The sequence below is a fragment of the Kitasatospora mediocidica KCTC 9733 genome, assembly GCF_000744225.1.
Lineage (GTDB): Bacteria > Actinomycetota > Actinomycetes > Streptomycetales > Streptomycetaceae > Kitasatospora > Kitasatospora mediocidica.
In genome coordinates, this window is sequence record NZ_JQLN01000002.1 from 164,360 (window position 1) to 181,357 (window position 16,998).

The 16,998-nt window shown below is 72.2% G+C and carries 16 protein-coding genes; 9 read left to right on the forward strand and 7 right to left on the reverse strand.

Annotated elements, in window-relative coordinates; translation table 11 throughout:
- Positions 1 to 11: 11 nt before the first annotated feature.
- Positions 12 to 995: an ABC transporter permease gene (locus tag BS80_RS04940; protein WP_035793624.1), complete on the reverse strand. Its 984-nt coding sequence runs from the start codon at positions 993 to 995 to the stop codon at positions 12 to 14.
- A 368-nt stretch (positions 996 to 1,363) separates the two neighbouring features.
- Between BS80_RS04940 and BS80_RS04945 the strand changes: the two genes are divergently transcribed.
- The 4 genes from BS80_RS04945 to BS80_RS04960 all read left to right on the forward strand — a co-directional run bounded on the left by BS80_RS04945 (position 1,364) and on the right by BS80_RS04960 (position 6,871).
- The gene (locus BS80_RS04945; RefSeq protein ID WP_035793626.1) at positions 1,364 to 3,073 is read left to right on the forward strand and encodes an ABC transporter family substrate-binding protein; all 1,710 of its coding nucleotides are present in this window, start codon (positions 1,364 to 1,366) and stop codon (positions 3,071 to 3,073) included.
- A 420-nt stretch (positions 3,074 to 3,493) separates the two neighbouring features.
- Positions 3,494 to 4,693, forward strand: coding sequence for a low temperature requirement protein A (locus BS80_RS04950; protein ID WP_083974252.1), 1,200 nt, complete (start codon positions 3,494 to 3,496; stop codon positions 4,691 to 4,693).
- Between the two features lie 68 nt (positions 4,694 to 4,761).
- Positions 4,762 to 5,409: a pentapeptide repeat-containing protein gene (locus BS80_RS04955; protein WP_035793628.1), complete on the forward strand. Its 648-nt coding sequence runs from the start codon at positions 4,762 to 4,764 to the stop codon at positions 5,407 to 5,409.
- Positions 5,410 to 5,518: 109 nt separating this feature from the next.
- Positions 5,519 to 6,871 carry an acyltransferase gene (locus BS80_RS04960; RefSeq protein ID WP_035793630.1) on the forward strand — a complete coding sequence of 451 codons (1,353 nt, stop codon included), beginning with the start codon at positions 5,519 to 5,521 and terminating at the stop codon, positions 6,869 to 6,871.
- Between the two features lie 35 nt (positions 6,872 to 6,906).
- On the opposite strand, the gene BS80_RS04965 is transcribed toward BS80_RS04960, so the two are convergent.
- Entirely contained in the window at positions 6,907 to 7,596 is a 690-nt protein-coding gene (locus tag BS80_RS04965) for an NAD(P)-dependent oxidoreductase (protein WP_035793639.1), read from the reverse strand.
- Positions 7,597 to 7,678: 82 nt separating this feature from the next.
- On the opposite strand from BS80_RS04965, the gene BS80_RS04970 reads away from it, so the two are divergent.
- Positions 7,679 to 8,329 carry a TetR/AcrR family transcriptional regulator gene (locus BS80_RS04970; protein WP_051966043.1) on the forward strand — a complete coding sequence of 217 codons (651 nt, stop codon included), beginning with the start codon at positions 7,679 to 7,681 and terminating at the stop codon, positions 8,327 to 8,329.
- Here BS80_RS04970 and BS80_RS04975 read toward each other — a convergent pair.
- Positions 8,321 to 9,295 (reverse strand): NAD-dependent epimerase/dehydratase family protein, encoded by a 975-nt coding sequence (locus BS80_RS04975; RefSeq protein WP_035793640.1) that lies wholly within the window; start codon positions 9,293 to 9,295, stop codon positions 8,321 to 8,323. The two genes, BS80_RS04970 and BS80_RS04975, sit on opposite strands and share 9 nt — an antisense overlap.
- Before the next feature lie 56 nt (positions 9,296 to 9,351).
- Here BS80_RS04975 and BS80_RS04980 point away from each other — a divergent pair, with 56 nt between their 5' ends.
- On the forward strand, positions 9,352 to 10,878 hold the full coding sequence (locus BS80_RS04980) for an AMP-binding protein (RefSeq protein ID WP_198045438.1): 1,527 nt from the start codon (positions 9,352 to 9,354) through the stop codon (positions 10,876 to 10,878).
- A 36-nt stretch (positions 10,879 to 10,914) separates the two neighbouring features.
- Here BS80_RS04980 and BS80_RS04985 read toward each other — a convergent pair whose 3' ends face one another.
- Positions 10,915 to 11,829, reverse strand: a complete 915-nt coding sequence (locus BS80_RS04985; protein WP_035793642.1) for a LysR family transcriptional regulator — start codon at positions 11,827 to 11,829, stop codon at positions 10,915 to 10,917.
- Positions 11,830 to 11,960: 131 nt separating this feature from the next.
- Between BS80_RS04985 and BS80_RS04990 the strand changes: the two genes are divergently transcribed.
- Both BS80_RS04990 and BS80_RS04995 read left to right on the forward strand, forming a co-directional pair.
- On the forward strand, positions 11,961 to 12,863 hold the full coding sequence (locus BS80_RS04990; RefSeq protein ID WP_035793644.1) for a DMT family transporter: 903 nt from the start codon (positions 11,961 to 11,963) through the stop codon (positions 12,861 to 12,863).
- A gap of 58 nt (positions 12,864 to 12,921) precedes the next feature.
- Positions 12,922 to 13,851, forward strand: a complete 930-nt coding sequence (locus BS80_RS04995) for an aminoglycoside phosphotransferase family protein (protein WP_035793646.1) — start codon at positions 12,922 to 12,924, stop codon at positions 13,849 to 13,851.
- A gap of 399 nt (positions 13,852 to 14,250) precedes the next feature.
- Here the strand turns inward: BS80_RS04995 and BS80_RS41620 are convergent, their stop codons facing one another.
- The 3 genes from BS80_RS41620 to BS80_RS40365 all read right to left on the reverse strand — a co-directional run bounded on the left by BS80_RS41620 (position 14,251) and on the right by BS80_RS40365 (position 15,823).
- Positions 14,251 to 14,673, reverse strand: a complete 423-nt coding sequence (locus BS80_RS41620; RefSeq protein WP_198045439.1) for a DUF2637 domain-containing protein — start codon at positions 14,671 to 14,673, stop codon at positions 14,251 to 14,253.
- 266 nt (positions 14,674 to 14,939) lie between these two features.
- Entirely contained in the window at positions 14,940 to 15,197 is a 258-nt protein-coding gene (locus BS80_RS05005; protein WP_035793647.1) for a hypothetical protein, read from the reverse strand.
- 254 nt (positions 15,198 to 15,451) lie between these two features.
- Entirely contained in the window at positions 15,452 to 15,823 is a 372-nt protein-coding gene (locus tag BS80_RS40365; RefSeq protein WP_157535919.1) for a hypothetical protein, read from the reverse strand.
- Positions 15,824 to 15,871: 48 nt separating this feature from the next.
- On the opposite strand from BS80_RS40365, the gene BS80_RS05010 reads away from it, so the two are divergent.
- The gene (locus BS80_RS05010) at positions 15,872 to 16,882 is read left to right on the forward strand and encodes a Mu transposase domain-containing protein (RefSeq protein WP_051966047.1); all 1,011 of its coding nucleotides are present in this window, start codon (positions 15,872 to 15,874) and stop codon (positions 16,880 to 16,882) included.
- Positions 16,883 to 16,998 lie beyond the last annotated feature (116 nt).

Genomic DNA, 16,998 nt, shown 5'->3' on the forward strand with positions numbered 1-16,998 from the left:
GGCTCCCGTCATCAGTGCCGGACCCGGGGGTCCAGGGCGGCGTGCAGCGCGTCGGCGACGAAGCCGGAGGCCAGCACCACCACGGCGGCGAAGAGGTTGACCGCGACCACCGCGTTGGTGTCGTTCTCGTTGATCGCGTTGATGAACCATTCGCCCATGCCGTGCCAGCCGAAGATCGTCTCGGTGAAGGTGGCGCCGGTCAGGATGCCCAGGAAGCTGTAGGCGAAGAGGGTGGACATCGGGATGACGGCGGTGCGCAGCCCGTGCTTGACCAGCGCCCGGCGCCGGGTCAGGCCCTTGGCCTCGGCGGTGCGCAGGTAGTCCGAGCCGAGCACGTCGAGCATCGTGCCGCGCTGGTAGCGGCTGTAGGTGGCCAGGCCGCCGAGTGCCAGGGACAGCGTGGGCAGCAGCAGGTGGACGGCCCAGTCGGACAGGTGCGCGCCGAACCCGCCGGTCAGCCCGGGGGTCTCGTAGCCGGTGAAGTTGATCAGCTGATGCCCCGAGGCCTGGTTGAGCGCGATGGCACCGTTCTTCAGGAAGAGCGCCATCAGGAAGACCGGTGTGGACAGCACCACGAAGGAGAAGATCGTCAGCGCCCGGTCGGAGATCCGGTACTGGCGCACCGCGCTCCACGCCCCGCCGGCCACGCCGAGCAGCATCCCGAGCAGGCTGCCGATCAGCATCAGCCGCAGCGAGACCCAGATCCGGCGGCCGAACTCGGCGTTGACCGAGGTGTCGTTGATGCTCCGGCCGAGGTCGCCGTGCAGTACCAGGTCGCTCGACCAGTGGCCGAACCGCTCCACGATCGGGGTGTGGTCGTTGATGCCGAGCGCGGTCAGCTGGCGGTCCACGGCGGCGGCGGACGGTCGCGGCTGCTTGGCCTCGAAGTAGGCCCGGGGGTTGAGCGAGGCGCTGGAGAGCGCGTAGGCGAGGAAGACCGAGACGACCAGGAGCAGCAGGTAGTAGGCGAGACGCTTCGCCAGATAGCGGAGCATCAGCGGCGCCCGGACCGGCGGGACCTGATCAACATGGAGATTTGCCTTCGCTCGTGGGGTGTTCGAGTCATCTTCGTGCAGCACGGATTCTGGGACCGGTGATCGGCCCGGTCAAGACCTGTGCGGCGAGCCGCTTCGCGGGGTACGGCGAAGCGGCAGGTCAGAGTCTTTCAGCGCACTACGGACGGGGTGTGTCCGCAGTGTTTCCGCCTGTTTCGATCCGATCAGGTCTGAACATCAACCCCTGGTGGGCGAACTGATCCGCTGTTACCTTCTGCTGGCTGGGACACCGACTTGGCTGCCCACGCTCAAGCGTCGCCACACCTGGCGACCGAACCTGTCTTCGAAATCTCTTGGGGGAACCCTCCATGGCCGTCACCGCCCCTCGCCGCCGAATCGGCCGCTCCACGAGCGCCGTCGCCGCAACCGCCCTGGTGCTGCTGGTCGCCGGCTGCAGCTCCAGCGGCTCGGGGGCGACCGCCGACGCCTCCAAGAGCGCACAGCCGAGCCTGAACAGCACCGACATCAATCCGCAGCCGCTGGACCAGGTCAAGGACGGCGGCGAACTGCGCCTGCCGCTCCAGCAGTGGATCGACCAGTGGAACCCGATCCAGGTGGACGGCACCTACGGCGACTCGGTCGAGATCATGAAGATGGTCGAGCCGGAGCTCTTCAGAGTGGACGCCACCGGCACCTTCCAGCCGGTGCCGGACTTCCTGGTCTCCGCCAAGGTCGTCTCCACCTCCCCGCAGGTGGTGCAGTACACGCTCAACCCCAAGGCCAAGTGGTCGGACGGCAAGTCGCTCAGCTACCTGGACTTCAAGGCCGAGTGGCAGGCCGCCAACGGCAGCAACCCGGCGTTCAACGTCTCCTCCACCACCGGCTACGACCAGATCAGCGACGTCTCGCAGGGTGCCGACCCGACCCAGGTCAAGATCACCTTCAGCAAGCCGTTCGCCGACTGGCAGAGCCTCTTCTACCCGCTGCTGCCGGCCGCCGGGGTATCCACCCCGGACGACTTCAACAAGGGCTGGATCGGCAAGATCCCGATCACCGGCGGCGCCTTCAAGCTCGGCACCCAGGACAAGGCGGCGCAGACCATCACGGTCGTTCCCGACCCCAACTGGTGGGGTGCCAAGCCCAAGTTGGACAAGTTCACCTACCGGGTGCTGTCCACCTCGGCGATCACCCAGGCGTTCCTGAACAACGAGCTCGACGAGGCGAGCGCGGGCCGCGCGGACGCCTACGGCCAGCTGAAGGGCGACGCGGACGCGGTGATCCGCTCGGCCAGCCCGTGGGACGAGGTGCACATCTCGCTCGGCTCCAACGGGCCGTTGGCCGACCTGCACGTGCGCCAGGCGATCGACAAGGCGGTCGACCGCGACGCCCTGATCAAGGTGCTGAACCAGGGCGTCCCGGTGACCTTCTCCAAGCTCGGCAACCACATCCTGATGACCAACCAGGCCGGTTACCAGGACAACTCCGGCGAGTGGGGCAAGTTCGACCTGGACGCGGCCAAGAAGCTGCTGACCGACGCCGGTTGGCAGGACGCGGGCGCCGGCAAGCCGCGCACCAAGGACGGCCAGTCACTGGAGCTGCACTTCATCGTGGCCCAGGGATCCTCCCAGGCCACCGTGGACATGGCCACCGCGACCCAGAACATGCTGCTGCAGGCGGGCATCAAGCTGGACGTGGACCGGGTGCCGGACAACGACATCGACGACAAGTACATCAACGTCGGCAAGTTCGACCTGGCGACCTGGCGCAACACCAACTCGTTCCCGCCCTCGCTGGTCATCCCGTTCTACCAGGAGCCGGTCGGCGACAACGTCTTCTCCAACTACTCCAAGCTGAGCACCCCGGAGATCGACAGTCTGCTCAAGCAGGCCGCCGCCACCCTGGACCCGGCCGCCGCCGCGAAGCTCTACAACCAGGCGGACGGCGACATCTGGGCGCTGGCCCACACCATCGAGCTCTACCAGCGCCCGACGGTGGCCGCGTTCCGCAAGGGCCTGGCCAACTACGGTGCGACGGGGCTCGCGGACACCGACTACACCAAGGTGGGCTGGCAGAAGTGACCCGCCGTCGGTAAACGGGCAGGCTGAAGCGCTGCCGGGCAGCGCGGTGATCACGAGGCCGGTGCGGCAGTGGGACGGAGGCGTCGCCCCCGTCCGTGCCGTGCCGGCCTTGACCTTCCGCGTTGCCCGCAGGACGCCTTTCGTGCCGTTCCACTGACGAGGAATGTAGCGGGCGGCCGGGAGGTTCGCGTCCGGCGGCGCGGGGCGCGCCCGGTGGCGGCCGAGCTGTCACCCGGTTCGCGCACTGCGGCGTCAACTCTCCTTGACGGGGTAGCCCGTTCGACGGGCCCGTGGTCAAACCGGAGGTTGCGCGAGCCAGGTGACGGGACGTCGGGCGTGCCGTCGCGGTGCGTGCGCCCGTCGGTCAGGGGTGCCACCATCGCGGGGAGCCGCTCGTCCGCCGTCCCGAGAGAGCCCCCGATGACCGTAGGACCCTCCTCCGCCGCTCCCGCGCCGCCGCATCCGGTGGTGCGCCACATGGTGCGCCGCAGCCGGGACGAGGCGCACCGCGCGTCCACCCCGCTGGAACTCTTCTTCGACCTCTGCTTCGTGGTCGCGGTCGGCCAGGCCGGCCGGCAGCTGGCGACGGCGCTCGGTGAGGGGCACCTGCGGGTGGCGCTGGTCGGCTACCTGTTCGCGTTCTTCGCGGTCTGGTGGGCCTGGATGAACTTCACCTGGTTCGCCTCGGCGTACGACTGCGACGACGTCCCCTACCGGGTCACCACGCTGGTGCAGATCACCGGCGTGCTGATCCTGGCGGCGGGTATCCCGCGGCTCTTCACCAACGGTGCGACCGGGCTGGCGGTGGCCGGTTACGTGGTGATGCGCCTGGCCATGGTGACCCAGTGGCTGCGGGCCGCGCAGGGGGAGAGCGGCGCCGCGCGCACGATGGCCCGGCGCTACGCCGCCGGGATCACCCTGGTGCAGATCGGCTGGGTGCTGATGCTGCTGCTGCCGTCCTCGGCGATCCCCTACGTGATCCCGGTGGGCGTGCTGATCGAGCTCTCGGTGCCGGCCGTCGCCGAGCGCAGTGTGCAGACCAGCTGGCATCCGGAGCACATCTCGGAGCGCTACGGCCTGTTCACCCTGATCGTGCTCGGCGAGACGGTCTCGGCGGCCACCGTCGCCACCCAGTCGGCGATCGACGAGCACGAGGCGCTGGGCAGGCTGGTGCTGATCGCGGTGGGCGGCCTGCTGCTCTGCTTCTCCGCGTGGTGGATCTACTTCGCCCGTCCGGTCCACGGTCATCTGCGCTCCAATCGGCAGGCCTTCCTCTGGGGTTACGGGCACTATCTGATCTTCGGATCGGCCGCGGCGATCGGCGCGGGCCTGGAGGTCGCCGTCGAGTACGCGGTCGGCGCCGCGCACATCTCGCAGGCCGCCGCGACCGCCGCGGTGACCGTGCCGGCCGCGCTCTACCTCTTCACCGTCTGGGCCCTGCACTCCCGGCACACCAAGACCGGCGCCGCCCAGTGGGTGCTGCCGGTCGCCTCGCTGGCGGTGCTGGCCTGCACGGCGGCGGGGACGGCGGGCGTCCTGGCCACCGGGCTGGTCGGCGCCGCCACGGTGGCCGTCGGGGTCTGGCTGCACAGCCGGGAGCCGGTGCCCGCGCAGGCCTGACCGGTCGGTGTCGGCCCCGCGTGCGACGATCGCGGGACCGCACCCGAACCACGATCGAGGTCCCCGTCATGGCCCAGCAGCTCGACGACCTGCCCTACGCCCATCTGCTCCAGCCGCACCGCGGTCCGCTGCGCCGCGACGCCCGTTACGACACCACGCACTTCGAGGGCGAGGCCTACGAGGGCGTCGAGGCCGGCGGGGCGACGTTCATGGAGTGCGCGTTCACCGGCGTCTCGCTCACCGAGGCGCGGCTGCGCAAGGCGCGCTTCAACGAGGTGTGGGTGGACGCCTGCCGCTGGGTGGCCACCGACCTGGCCGAGACCGAGTGGCAGGACGCCACCGTGCAGGCCGGGCTGCTGGCCGGGATCTCCGCCTACGGCTCCCAGCTGCGCCGGCTGACGATCCGCCAGTGCAAGCTGGAGGCGGTCAACCTGCGGGCCGCCGTGCTGCGCGACGTGGTCTTCGAGGACTGCCAGCTGCGGGACGTCGACTTCGGCGGCGCGAAGCTCACCGACGTCTCCTTTCCGGGCAGTTCGCTGGAGGAGGTGCGGTTCGGCGGTGCCACCCTGAAGAAGGTGGACCTGCGCGGCGCCACCCGGCTCGGCCTGCCGGACGGTCACGAGGGGCTGCGCGGCGCGGTCATCTCCTCGCTCCAGCTGCTGGAGCTGGCACCGCAGTTCGCGCAGGCGCTGGGTGTCCAGGTGAAGGACGCCTGAACCGCCCGAGTCTCCCGAGCCACCCGATCGCGACGGATTGGACTGGACCACTGGTCTGCGGGCGGCCGCTGCCCTAACGTTGCGGGCATCCACGTCGAAGGGTGTCCCGATGGTGAGCGCCTGGCCGCAGTCGATCTCCTCCCGGACGGTCCGCGCGGGCCGGGCCGCCGGCACGGTGGTGCGCTGCGGGCTGATGGACACCATGCTGGCCGACCTCCCGGTCTCGGTGGTCTTCTTCTTCCCGCAGGCGCTGGACGAGGAGCGGTTGGCGCTCGGGCTGGCGCGGGCGTTGGAGCACCTGCCGGTCTTCGCGGGCCGGCTGCGGACTGCCGGCCGGGGCCTGGAGATCGTCTGCGACGACGCGGGTGTGCCGCTGACCTGCGGCGACGTGGACGAGACGGCCGTCGAGGCGATGGGACGGGTGACGCTGCCCGCCTCCGGCCTGGTCGACCATGTGGACGCGACGGGTGCCCGGGCCGGCGGGCAGCCGCTGCTGACCGTCCGGCTCAGCCGGCTGGCGGACGGCGGCACGGCCCTCGGCTGCTCGTGGCACCACGCGGTGGGCGACGTGCAGAGCTTCATGGTGCTGATGCGGGCCTGGTCCGCAGCCGTTGAGGGCCTGCCGCTGCCGCCGGTGCGGATCGCCGGGGACCGGGACGCCCTGCTGGACGAGGTGCTGCCGCCCGAGGACTGCGGCCGGGCGGGCTTCCGGCTGACCGGACCGGCCGAGGCCGCCGAGCTGATGCGCGAGGTGGCGGTCTCGGCCCGGGCCAACCGGACCACCCAGGTCTACTTCGGCCCGGCCGAAGTCGCCCGGATGCGGGCGGAGTTCAGCGCAGCCGCAGGTCGGCGACTGTCGGCGAACGACGCGCTCTGCGCCCATCTGGTCGACACCGTCCGCACCCTGGACGAGGACGCCGAGGTCCGCCGGCTGACCATGCCGGTCAACGTCCGCCGCTTCCTGGACCTGCCCGCCGGGGTGGTCGGCAACCTGCTCGGCGAGGTCTTCCTCTCCTGCCCGCCGGCCGGCACGCCGGAGCGGCTGGCGGCCGACATCCGGGTGGCGGTGGACGGCTTCATGGGCGCCCACCTGAGCCTGCGCAGCAACCGGGCGTTCCTGGCGGCGATCGGCCCGGACCGGCTGGAGGCCTGCGTCCCGCTCGGCTTCGACCCCGCGAACCGGACCTTCACCTTCTCCAACTGGAGCCGCTTCGGCGCCTACGAGATCACCTTCGAGGGGCAGCGGCCGACCTTCTTCAGCCCGCTGGTCAACCTGCAACTCCCCTGGGTCTCCTGGCTGGTGGAGGGATTCGGGGGCGAGGGCGCGCTCTTCACGGTGGTCCTGCCGACCCGGCTGGCCGGCCGGCTGCGCGCCGAGGCCGGCCGGGCGGCGCTGCACTGCTTCCGTGCGGCGGACGACCCGCTGCCCGCGGTGGCCGGTGAGGTCCGCAAACTGCTCTGAGCGGCCGGCCGAACGCACCCGTGCGGGCGGCGGGTTCAGCCCTTCCCCGAGTTGCCGCGCAGCAGTTGGCGCAGCGTGGGCCGGACGTCGGTGGTGATCACGCCCATCGCCCGGCGGAGATAGCGGTCGTCGGTCAGCTGGCTCAGCATGCTCGCGGCGAGGTCGGCGCGCGCGGTGTACAGGCCGTCGGCGCTCTCCTCGGCGTGCCGGTAGCCGGTCACCACCGGGTGGTCGAAGAGCGCGGACGGCCGGGCGATCGTCCAGTCCAGGTCGCTTGCCCGCAGCACGGCCTCCATCCGTCGCATGTCCTGGTGCGCGGTGCGGGCGATCACCCGGTTGACGTACGGGTCCAGCAGGTGGTTGAAGAGGAACTCGCCGCTCGGGCGCCAGGCGGGGTCGACGGCGCTGGAACTGACCGCCACCAGGCGCCGCACGCCCTGGCGCCGCATGGCGGCCAGGATGTTCGTCGCGCCGGCCGAGTAGACGGTGACCGGCTTGCGGCCGGGGGTGGCGCCCAGGGCGGACAGGACGGCGTCGGCGCCCGCGACGGCCGCGTCGACCGCGTCCGGATCGGTGGCGTCGGCGGCCTGGACGGTCAGCCCCGCCCGGGGCGGTACGGCCTGCGGGCGCCGGGCCACCGCGGTGACCCGGTGGCCGGCGGCCAGCGCCTGATCGGTCAGCTGCCGCCCGGTCGGACCGCTCGCGCCGAAGACGACGATGTGCATCTGCCTGCTCCTCTCCCGGCCCGGGGCGTCCCGGGCCTGAGGCCTTGACAGTGGCCCGTGCGCTCGGCGAGGTTCAACGACGATGAATAAGAACCGAGGCCGTCCGCGCGGTAACCCCGCCACCAAGGAACGCATCGTCGAGGTCGCCCGCGGCCTCTTCCTGGAGCACGGCTACCGGGGAACCACGCTGCGGGCGATCGCCGCCGGGGCGGACGTCGACTCGGCGCTGATCAGCTACCACTTCGGCTCCAAGAGAGGCCTGTTCGGGGAGGCCACGCAGGTCGGCTGCGCCCGGACGCTGGACATCGCCGGCGCTCTCCAGGGCGACCCGGCGCAGCTGCCCGACCGGCTGCTCCAGGCCGTCCTCGACCTGTGGGACCAGGCCGACGCCGGTGGGCCGGGCGGGCGGGACGAGGACGCGCTGGCCGCGCTGCGGGCGCTGCGGGAGTATCTGGAGATCGAGGTGCTCGGCCGGCTTGCTGAATATCTCGGCGGCCCGGACGCCACCGAACGCGCCACCGCCGCGGTCACCGTGATCGGCGGGCTGATCTTCACCCGGTACCTCAACCCGCTGCCCTCGTCGGCCGGGTTGAGTTCCGCCGACGTCCGCCGGATCCTCGCCCCCGCCCTGCGCGCGGCGCTGCACGGCCGCACCCGCCGCGCCCCGTCGGCCCGCCCCCGGCCGGGCACGCGCCTGGTGCGTCCGCTCGTCGAGGCCGGAGCTTCAGGCTGAGGGCGCCCGGCCGTCGTGCCGGGCCAGGAGGGCGGCCTCGTCCTCGGGGGAGAGCCCGCGCGACAGTGGCGGTTCGCCGCGCTCGCGGTCCCAGGCCAGGATGTCGGCCGCCGTCACCTCCAGTGGCGTCGCGGGCAGGCCGGCCGCCCGGGCGCGCGCCGTACTGCGTTGCTGGGTGGGCCAGTTGTCCCGCACCAGCGGGAAGAACCGGCCCACCGCGTCGGGTGGCACCGGCACCGGCTCGACCCGGCTGCCGGCCACCCGGGCGCAGGTCTCGATCACCTCGCCGAGGGTGACCGGCTCGGCCGGGCCCACCGCGTGGAACGCGCCGGGACGGTCGTCGACGAGCAACTGCACCACCAGGCGCGCCAGATCGCGCGCGTCGACGACCTGGACGGGCTGCGCGAGATCGCCGGGCACCGCGACCCGTCCGCCGCGGGCGGCGCGGCGGACCCAGTAGGTGAGGGTGTCCGACGGGTCGTGCGGCCCGACCACCTTGCCCGGACGCACGATCGTCGCCCGCGTGCCGTACCGGGTGGTCACGTCGTCCTCGCAGGCGACCTTGGCCGGTCCGTAGGTGTCCTCGTCGAGCTCCTCGGTGTGCCGGACGGGCGCGCGGCGCGGGGTGTCCTCGTCCGAGCCCGGCGCCAGGTCCGGCGGGCGGATGTACACCGCATGGCTGGAGATGAACAGGTAGCGCCCGACCCGGTCGTCCAACGCGTCCATGGCCTGGCCGACATGGCGCGGGAGGTAGCCGCTGACGTCGACGACGGCGTCCCAACTCCCGTGCCGCAGTGCCGCGTAGTCGCCGGTGTCGCGGTCGCCGATCAGCCGGGTCAGGGCGGGGAACAGCTCGGTCCCGGTCTTCCCCCGGCCGAACAGCGTCACCTGCAGGCCGGTCCGCAGGGCGTCGTCGACGATGGCGCGGCCGACGAAGGATGTGCCGCCGAGCACAAGAATCCGCATGGTCGCCGACTCTACCCGGGCGTGTGGGCGTCCGGGGGCGGGGAAGGGATCCGGGCGTGACAGAGGCTCTGGACAGGCGGCGCGAGGGGCGGAACACGTCGGCGACCCTCACCGGGCTCGTGCTCGCGGGGCTGGCCCGGGATCCGGACCGGGTCGCGATCCGCTGCGAGGGCGATGTTCTGACGGCCGGCCAGATGCTGGACGACGTGCACCGCTGTGCGCGGGCGCTGCTGGAGAGTGGGCTCGGCCGGGGCGACTGCGTCACCGTGCTGGCAGGGAACCGGCCGGAGGTGATGGTGGTCCGGCTCGCCGCCAACCTGATCGGTTGCCGGGTCGCGATGCCGTACACCGACCGGCCGGTGGCCGACCAGGTGGCGATGGCCCTGGACGCGCGGACCACCGCGTTCGTCTTCGACCCGGAGTGCTTCGGTGCGACGGCGGCGCGGATCGCGGCCGCGCTGCCGGCCGCCCGGCTGCTCGCGCTCGGCCCGGCCCCGCTGGGGGAGGACCTGCTGCGGCTCGCGGCGCCGCAATCCCCGCGCCCGGTGGCGCCGCGCTTTCGCCCCGACGACGTGATGGCCATCCGGTTCACCGGCGGCTCGACGGGTCAACCCAAGGGCGTCCAGCGCTACTTCGCGCGCCCGCCCCGCCCGCTGCCGCAGGACGCGGGCCGATTCCTGCTCTGCACGGCGCTCTGCCACGGCGGCGGGACGACGGCCGACCTGGCGCTGGCGGCGGGCGGCAGCGTCGTGCTCCATGCGAGCTTCGACGCGGCGGCGGTCCTGGAGGCCGTCGAACGGCACCGGGTCACCCGGGTCTACCTGCCGCCGCACCTGCTGCACCGGGTGCTCGACCACCCGGACCTCGACCGCACCGACACCAGCAGCCTGCGACGCGTCAGTTACACCGGCTGCCTGCCCTCGCCCGAGCGCCTCGCCGAGGCCACCCGCCGCCTGGGGGCGGTCCTGCACCAGACGTACAGCCTGACCGAGTGCGGACCGGTCACCCGTCTGCTCCCGCGGGAGCACCTCGACCCGCGCCTGCTGACCACGGCCGGGCGGCCGTTCCCCGACGTCGAGGTCCGGGTCCTGGACGATCGCGGGCGCCTGCTGGACGCCGGACGGACGGGCGAGATCTGCGTGCGCAGTCCCACCATGATGGCGGGCTACTGGCAGAACCCGGAGCTCACCGCGCAGGTGCTGCAAGGTGGTTGGCTGTCCACCGGTGACCTCGGCCACCTCGACCGGGCGGGCTTCCTCAGCGTCGAGGGGCGCCGGGACGCGATGGTCGTCGTCGAGGCCCGCAACGTGTTCCCGCGCGACGTGGAGGGTCCGCTGCTGGCCCACCCGGCGGTGCGCGACGCCGTGATGTTCTCCACCGTCGACCGGGACCGGCAGCGATGCTTGCACGCGGCGGTCACCACCGCGCCGGGCACCGCGGTGAGCGCCGAGCAACTGCGCCGCTGGGTGCGAGAGCTCAACGGCCCGCTCTGCGTGCCGCGTTCGGTGCTGGTGCTGCCGCGGATACCGGTCACCGAGGCGGGCAAGCCCGACCTCGGCGCGCTGCGCACGCTGGTGGGCTGAGCGCCGTACGGGCGGCCCGGGCCACGGCGCCCGGGGTCAGTCGGCCGTCCGGCCCGCGCCGAGGGCGGCGGCGGTGCGCAGCGCGGCGAGCAGCGAGTCCAGCGCCGGCTGGGCGGCGGCGGAGGACCGGACCGCCGCGTAGATCGCCCGGACCGGCTCGGGGTTGCGGAGCCTGCGGACGGCCACGCCCGGGTGCCGGCTGCCCAGGCCCAGCCCCGGCACGAGGCTGACGCCGAGCCCGGCGGCGACGAAGCCCTGGGCGGTGGCGTAGTCCTCGCCCTCCACCGCGAAGTCGGGGCTGAAGCCGGCCGCGGCGCAGGCGTCCACTATCGCGTCCAGGCAGGGCCCCGACCGCTCGCTGCCGACCCACGGCTCGTCGGCGAGCTCGCTCAGGTCGATCACCCGCTTCGCGGCCAGCCGGTGTCCCTGCGGCAGGACGGCGCGGTAGCCGTCGTCGAGCAGGTGGACGAACCGGATGCCGTCCACCGGCAGCCTGTCCCGGGTGCGCACCACGAGGGCCAGGTCGGCCCGCCCGCGCCGCACCTCGGGCAGTGGGTCGTCGGCATCGGCGAGCTTCAACTCGACCTGGACGCCAGGATGTTCGCGGCGCAGCTCGGCCAGTGCCGGGGCCACCAGGGTGGCGCCGGCGGTGGCGAAGTAGTGGACCGCCAGCCGTCCGGTCCGCCCGGAGCGCAGGTCGGCGAGGGCGGTCTCGGCTTCGGCGAGGTGCCTGCCGATGACGGCAGCGTACTCGGTGAGCAGGGTCCCGGCGTCCGTCGGCCGGACCCCGCGCCCGTTGCGCTCCAGCAGGGCGATTCCGGCCTCCTTCTCCAGTGCCGCCATCTGCTGGCTGACCGCGGAGGGCGTGTACCCCAGATTCCGTGCCGCCGCGGTGACCGACCCACTGGTGACCACTGCCCGCAGCAGCTGCATACGTCGCACATCAAGCATGTAGACCAGCTTAACGCTGAGTGCAGATCTTTTCGCTTGTCTTACGTCTCCTCCCGACGCAGTGTGGATCCGGGGGACCACGCGACGGGAGACGAACAGTGCCGAACGGCCAGGCCGGAACACTTCTGCGGATGGGCGTCCTCGCCCTGCTGTGGGGGTCCGGCTTCCTGTGGATCAAGATCGCGCTGAGCGGCGGCCTGTCGCCGCTGCACATCACCGTCATCCGCTGCGCCCTCGGCGCGGCCGTCCTGCTGGCGCTGGCCCGCCTCGGGCGCCAACGCCTGCCGCTCGACCGCCGGACCTGGGGGCACCTCGCGGTGGCCGCGCTCTTCTGCAACGTCCTGCCGTTCCTGCTGGCCGGCATCGGCGAGCAGAGCGTCGACTCCGGGGTGGCCGGCGTCCTGAACGCCACCACACCGCTGTGGTCGCTGGCCATCGGCCTCGCCCTGCGCACCGAGCGCGGACTTCGCCCGCGTCGGCTGGCCGGACTGCTGCTCGGCTTCGCCGGCACGCTGCTGATCTTCGCCCCCTGGCAGCACTCCGGCCTGACCGGCTGGGGAGCGCTTGCCCTGCTGGGCGCGTCCCTCAGCTACGCCGTCGCCTTCGCCTACATGGCCCGCCACCTGATCGGCCGGGGCACCGCCCCCCTCGCCCTCTCCGCGGCCCAGCTCCTCGCCGCGACGGGCCTGACCACGGCAGCCCTGCCCGTCGGCCACGCGTCGTCGGCCGGGCCGAGCGGGACGGCGTTGATCGCCGTCGTCGTCCTGGGCGTCTTCTGCACGGGCATCACCTTCCACCTCAACTCCCGCCTCATCGCGGACGAGGGCCCGACCGCCGCCGCCACCGTCGGCTACCTGCTGCCGGTGGTCTCGGTGACCCTGGGAGCCGTCGTCCTGGACGAACGGATCGGCCTGCGCGTCATCGCGGGCATGGCGGTCGTCCTGGTGGGCGTCGGCCTGACCCGCCCACGGTCGGCCGCTGCCACCGCGGGCCCGGCCCGCGAGGCCGCCCGCGCCGAGGGCGTCCGGTCCTGATGCGGGCTCAAGGTGCTCAAGGCCGAGCGGTGCAGGCGATCGACTACCGTGATGCCGCATGACGAACCCCGAGACGCACAGCAAGGCCGAGGTCACCGCGGAGTTGATCCGGGAGCTGCTGCGCGAGCAGCACCCCGATCTGGCCGATCGCCCGCTGAGCCTCGGCGCGCGGGGCTGGGACAACCAGCTGTGGCGGCTCGGCGACGACCTCGCCGTCCGGCTGCCCTGGGCGACGCAGTCGGCGGACGAGCTGCTGCTCAAGGAGCACACCTGGCTGCCCGCCCTCGCCCCGGACCTGCCGCTGCCGGTGACCGTCCCGCAGCGCCTCGGTGAGCCCTCCGAGCGGTTCCCGAGGCCCTGGATCGTCACCACCTGGGTGTCGGGCGAGCCCGCCGACCGCGCCCCCGTCACGCGCGGTGCGCAGGCGGCCGACAGCTTGGCCGCCTTCCTGACGGCGCTGCACCGGCCCGCTCCCGCAGGGGCGCCCGCCGGCCGGTGGCGCGGGGGGCCGCTGGCCGACTACGCCGAGCAGTTCGCCCGGCAACTCGACTCGGCCGTGGAGATGGGGCTGATCCCCGACCCGGACGCCGTCCGCGCCGTCTGGGCCGACGCCGTCGCCGCGCCCGCATGGGACGGTCCGGCCCTGTGGCTGCACGGCGACCTGCATCCGGCCAACGTCCTCACGGCGGACGGCACCTTCTGCGGCGTGATCGACTTCGGCGACCTCTGCGCGGGCGATCCGGCCTGCGACCTCGCCGCCCCCTGGATCCTGCTGCCGGACGACGCCGCCACCACCCGCTTCCACGCGGCCTACCAGCCGGCCCAGGACGCCGCGACCCTGCGCCGCGCCCGCGGCAACGCCGTGCTGCGCGCCCTCTCCGGCATCCTCATCGGCGAGGCCGGCCTCCGCGGCCGCCCCGGCGGCAAGCCCACCTGGGGCCCGCCCGCGCACGCGTCGCTGCGCCGCCTGGTCGCGACGGCGGGCTGACAGAGGCGACGGGACGTCGACGGGGTCGACTTCTGCTGCTCAGCTCTGCTCAGCTGAGCCGGACACGGGCGCCGGCTGCTTGCACGCTGCGGCGAGCGTGGGGAGCAGCCCGCTGAACGCACAGGGCTGGTGAGGCAGGCAGCTGCTCTGGAAATGGGCGGGCCGGTGGGCGGCCGCCCCGCTGGTCCGGCGCGAAACGGCGAGGGCGTCCCGCTGTGTGGTGCAGCCGGTCATCGGGGCGGTCAGTGTGGTTTCCGCTTCCACGAATTCCCCACGATCGGGAAGCGGGCCTTGGAAAAGCGGACCACACCGGCCTCGGGACACCGAAGCCGGTGTGTGGAATGGTCGGGCAGCGGGACGGTCGGCAGAATGGCCGTTCCATGGCGGGGTCGGCGCCGTTCAGTGCGGGAATTTGTGCGCGGCCTGGCGGCCCGGCCGTCGGCCCGTTCCCCGGACGGCGGTGAGCTGGCGGACAAGTTGATGGAGTGAGATGACGGCCGTGAGCGGAGGCAGTCCGGCCACGACGAGGTCGGGAAGTGTTCGCGAGACATCGGCGACGCACAGTCCGGTCGCGAGAGTGGAGAACAGCACGACCACGACCCAGGAGTGCAGGGGCTGACGTCCGTGCAGGGCGGCACGCAGGACTGACAGGCACCCCGCGAGCCACGGCCCGTAGACGATGACCGGCCACAGCTGTGACAGCGCGCGCGGCACCCGCGAGTACGCCAACGCCCACAACGGGTCGTAGGAGAACGCCCACCCCAGCACGCAGACCGCGGCGACCGTGACCGCCGTCAACGCGCCGAACAGGGAGCCGATCACCTCCGGCCACGCCGACCTGGGCGGCTGTCTCCGTCGCCGGCGCCGAGAGACCGGCGTGCCGGCCATGACCGGCACGGGTTGGTCCACCGACAGACGAGGATGCGGAACGAACGCCGCCTCGCCCTCCCACCCGACCGCCGACTCGGCAACGGCCTGGAAGGCGGGCGATTCGCCGTATGCGACACCGATGTGAGCCCTGGACCGGTCGCGGTCGCGGGACCCCACCCGGGGATCGTCGTCGGGCTCGAGGTATCCGAAGAGCGGCGTCATGTTTCGACCGAGAACGGAGCGGGGCTGATCCTCATCGCGAGGTCGCTCTCCAGCCGGCGGATCTTCCGCAGGAAGGTGGCCAGCAGGCAGGAGGTGTGCGGCAGCGGCACCCGTTCGCCGTTGCACGAGAGGTAGCCGGTGCGCACGTCACCCGCGGCGTTCCGTCTGTCGGGAACGAAGAGCCACTTCCCGACCTTGGCGACCGGGTCTCGATCGGAGGGCGCGAAGGCGAAAGGCTGGGATGTTGAGGTCATGGTTCATCAACGAGGGCGCGGCACGCGGGTTCGTACTTCATTCGGGCGTCGTTTCATATTCGGTCCCGGTGGCGCTCATCGAAATTACCTGGGGTGGCGCGGGGGGTGGTACTTTTTTAGTTGAACCCTCATGGTGTCCACATACCCGCAGGGGCTGGACATTCCATAGTAATCACGGCCGGTGCTCATCGAAAATACCCAGCCGCCGTAAATCAGCAGTATCGTTTCTGCTTATTGATCATCGATCCCCCGTGCTATATTTCCGGCTTGCCATCGGCATATGTCCGAGCTTGCGAAGTGCTGGAATCGACCGCCGTGGGGTTTTCTTGATCAGCTGGGAGGAATACATGGAGGTACTCAGGCTCCATCGCGAGGGATGGTCCGTCTCCGGGATTGCCGGGCATCTCGGGCGTGATCGGAAAACGGTGCGAGCCTATCTGCTGGGACAGCGGACCCCAGGCATCCGAATTCTCCCGCTGGACAGCTTTCTCCGGTTTCTTCCGTACTGCCGACAACGCCTGGCGGATGACCCGCACCTTCTGGCCACCGTTCTCCTCGGCGAGATCGTCGACCTGGGCTATCCGAGCGGTTACTCGACCTTCACGCGTGCTCTGCGCAAACACCACGTCCGGCCGTCCTGCGAGGAGTGCGAGGGTGGCAGGACCGGGAGGAGAGTGAACACCGCTCGGCGGAGCGAAGAGGCGGTCCGATTCGACTGGCTGGAACTTCCGGAGCCACCGGCGGGGTGGGGCTGCGGCAGCCATGCGCACCTGTTGCTGGGATCGCTCACCCGCTCCGGCCGCTGGCGCGGAGCTCTGGCGGAGAACGACGACCTGCCGCACCTCGTCGAGGCCATGGAGCACGTCATGAGGCGGCTGGGCGGCACCGCCGAATGCTGGTGGGTCGACCGGACGCCGGCCGTCTACTGCCCCACCAGTGAGCGTGTGACGCCGGCGTTCCGGCAAGTGGCGAGGTACTACGGCGTGAGAGCCGAGCTCCTCCCGGGCGACGGCCGACGCCCCCCGACCTGCGAACGGGCCGCCCGGTCCTGGTGGAGCGCGGTGGCGGACGACGCCGGGCTGGACGAGGCACGGGACAGCCTGGAGCGGCTCGCGGCAGGTCTGGATTCCGGGGCCCGCGTGGTCGACAACGCGCTTGCAGGTAGCTGGACTTCGGGCGCCGAACCGCTTCGGGAGCTGCCCGCCACGCCGTTCCCGATCTGGGTCTGCGACCGCCGTACGGTCACGGCCCAGGGCCTGGTGCCCTTCCGCGGCAACCTCTACGCCGTGCCGAAGCACCTGGCCGGCGCGGTGCTGGAGGTCCGGCGGCGCCTCGACCAGTCCCACCTCTCCATCGCCACCTTCGCCGGAGCCGTCATCGCCCGGTATCCGCTCGCCCAGCCGGGGGCCGGGCTGACGGTCGTCGAGCCCAGCGGCGTCGTCGTCCTGGAGCGGTGCCAGACGACGACGGCGCGCGTCGACGCCCCGGCCTGCCGAAGGATGACGCCGCGTCCGCCGTCCGAGAAGGCACTGGCCGAGGCCGCTGCGCTGCGTGGGCGAAACGGTGCCGTGCCCACCTGCCGAGCGGGGGACGGCCCGGCCCTCCCGGCGATGCGGGTACCACCCCAGCGGGAGAGCCGACCGACGAGCCGGGGAGCTGATGCGCAGCCCGGCCGGACCACCTGACCCCGAACAACCCCGGCCCGGTGCTGCAGCGGGTCCGCCGCACACCGCCCTTGACCTTGTGTGCACTCCAACTCCTAGAGTGCGGCGGACAGGGGAGTCACAGCAAGGGAGTGCGT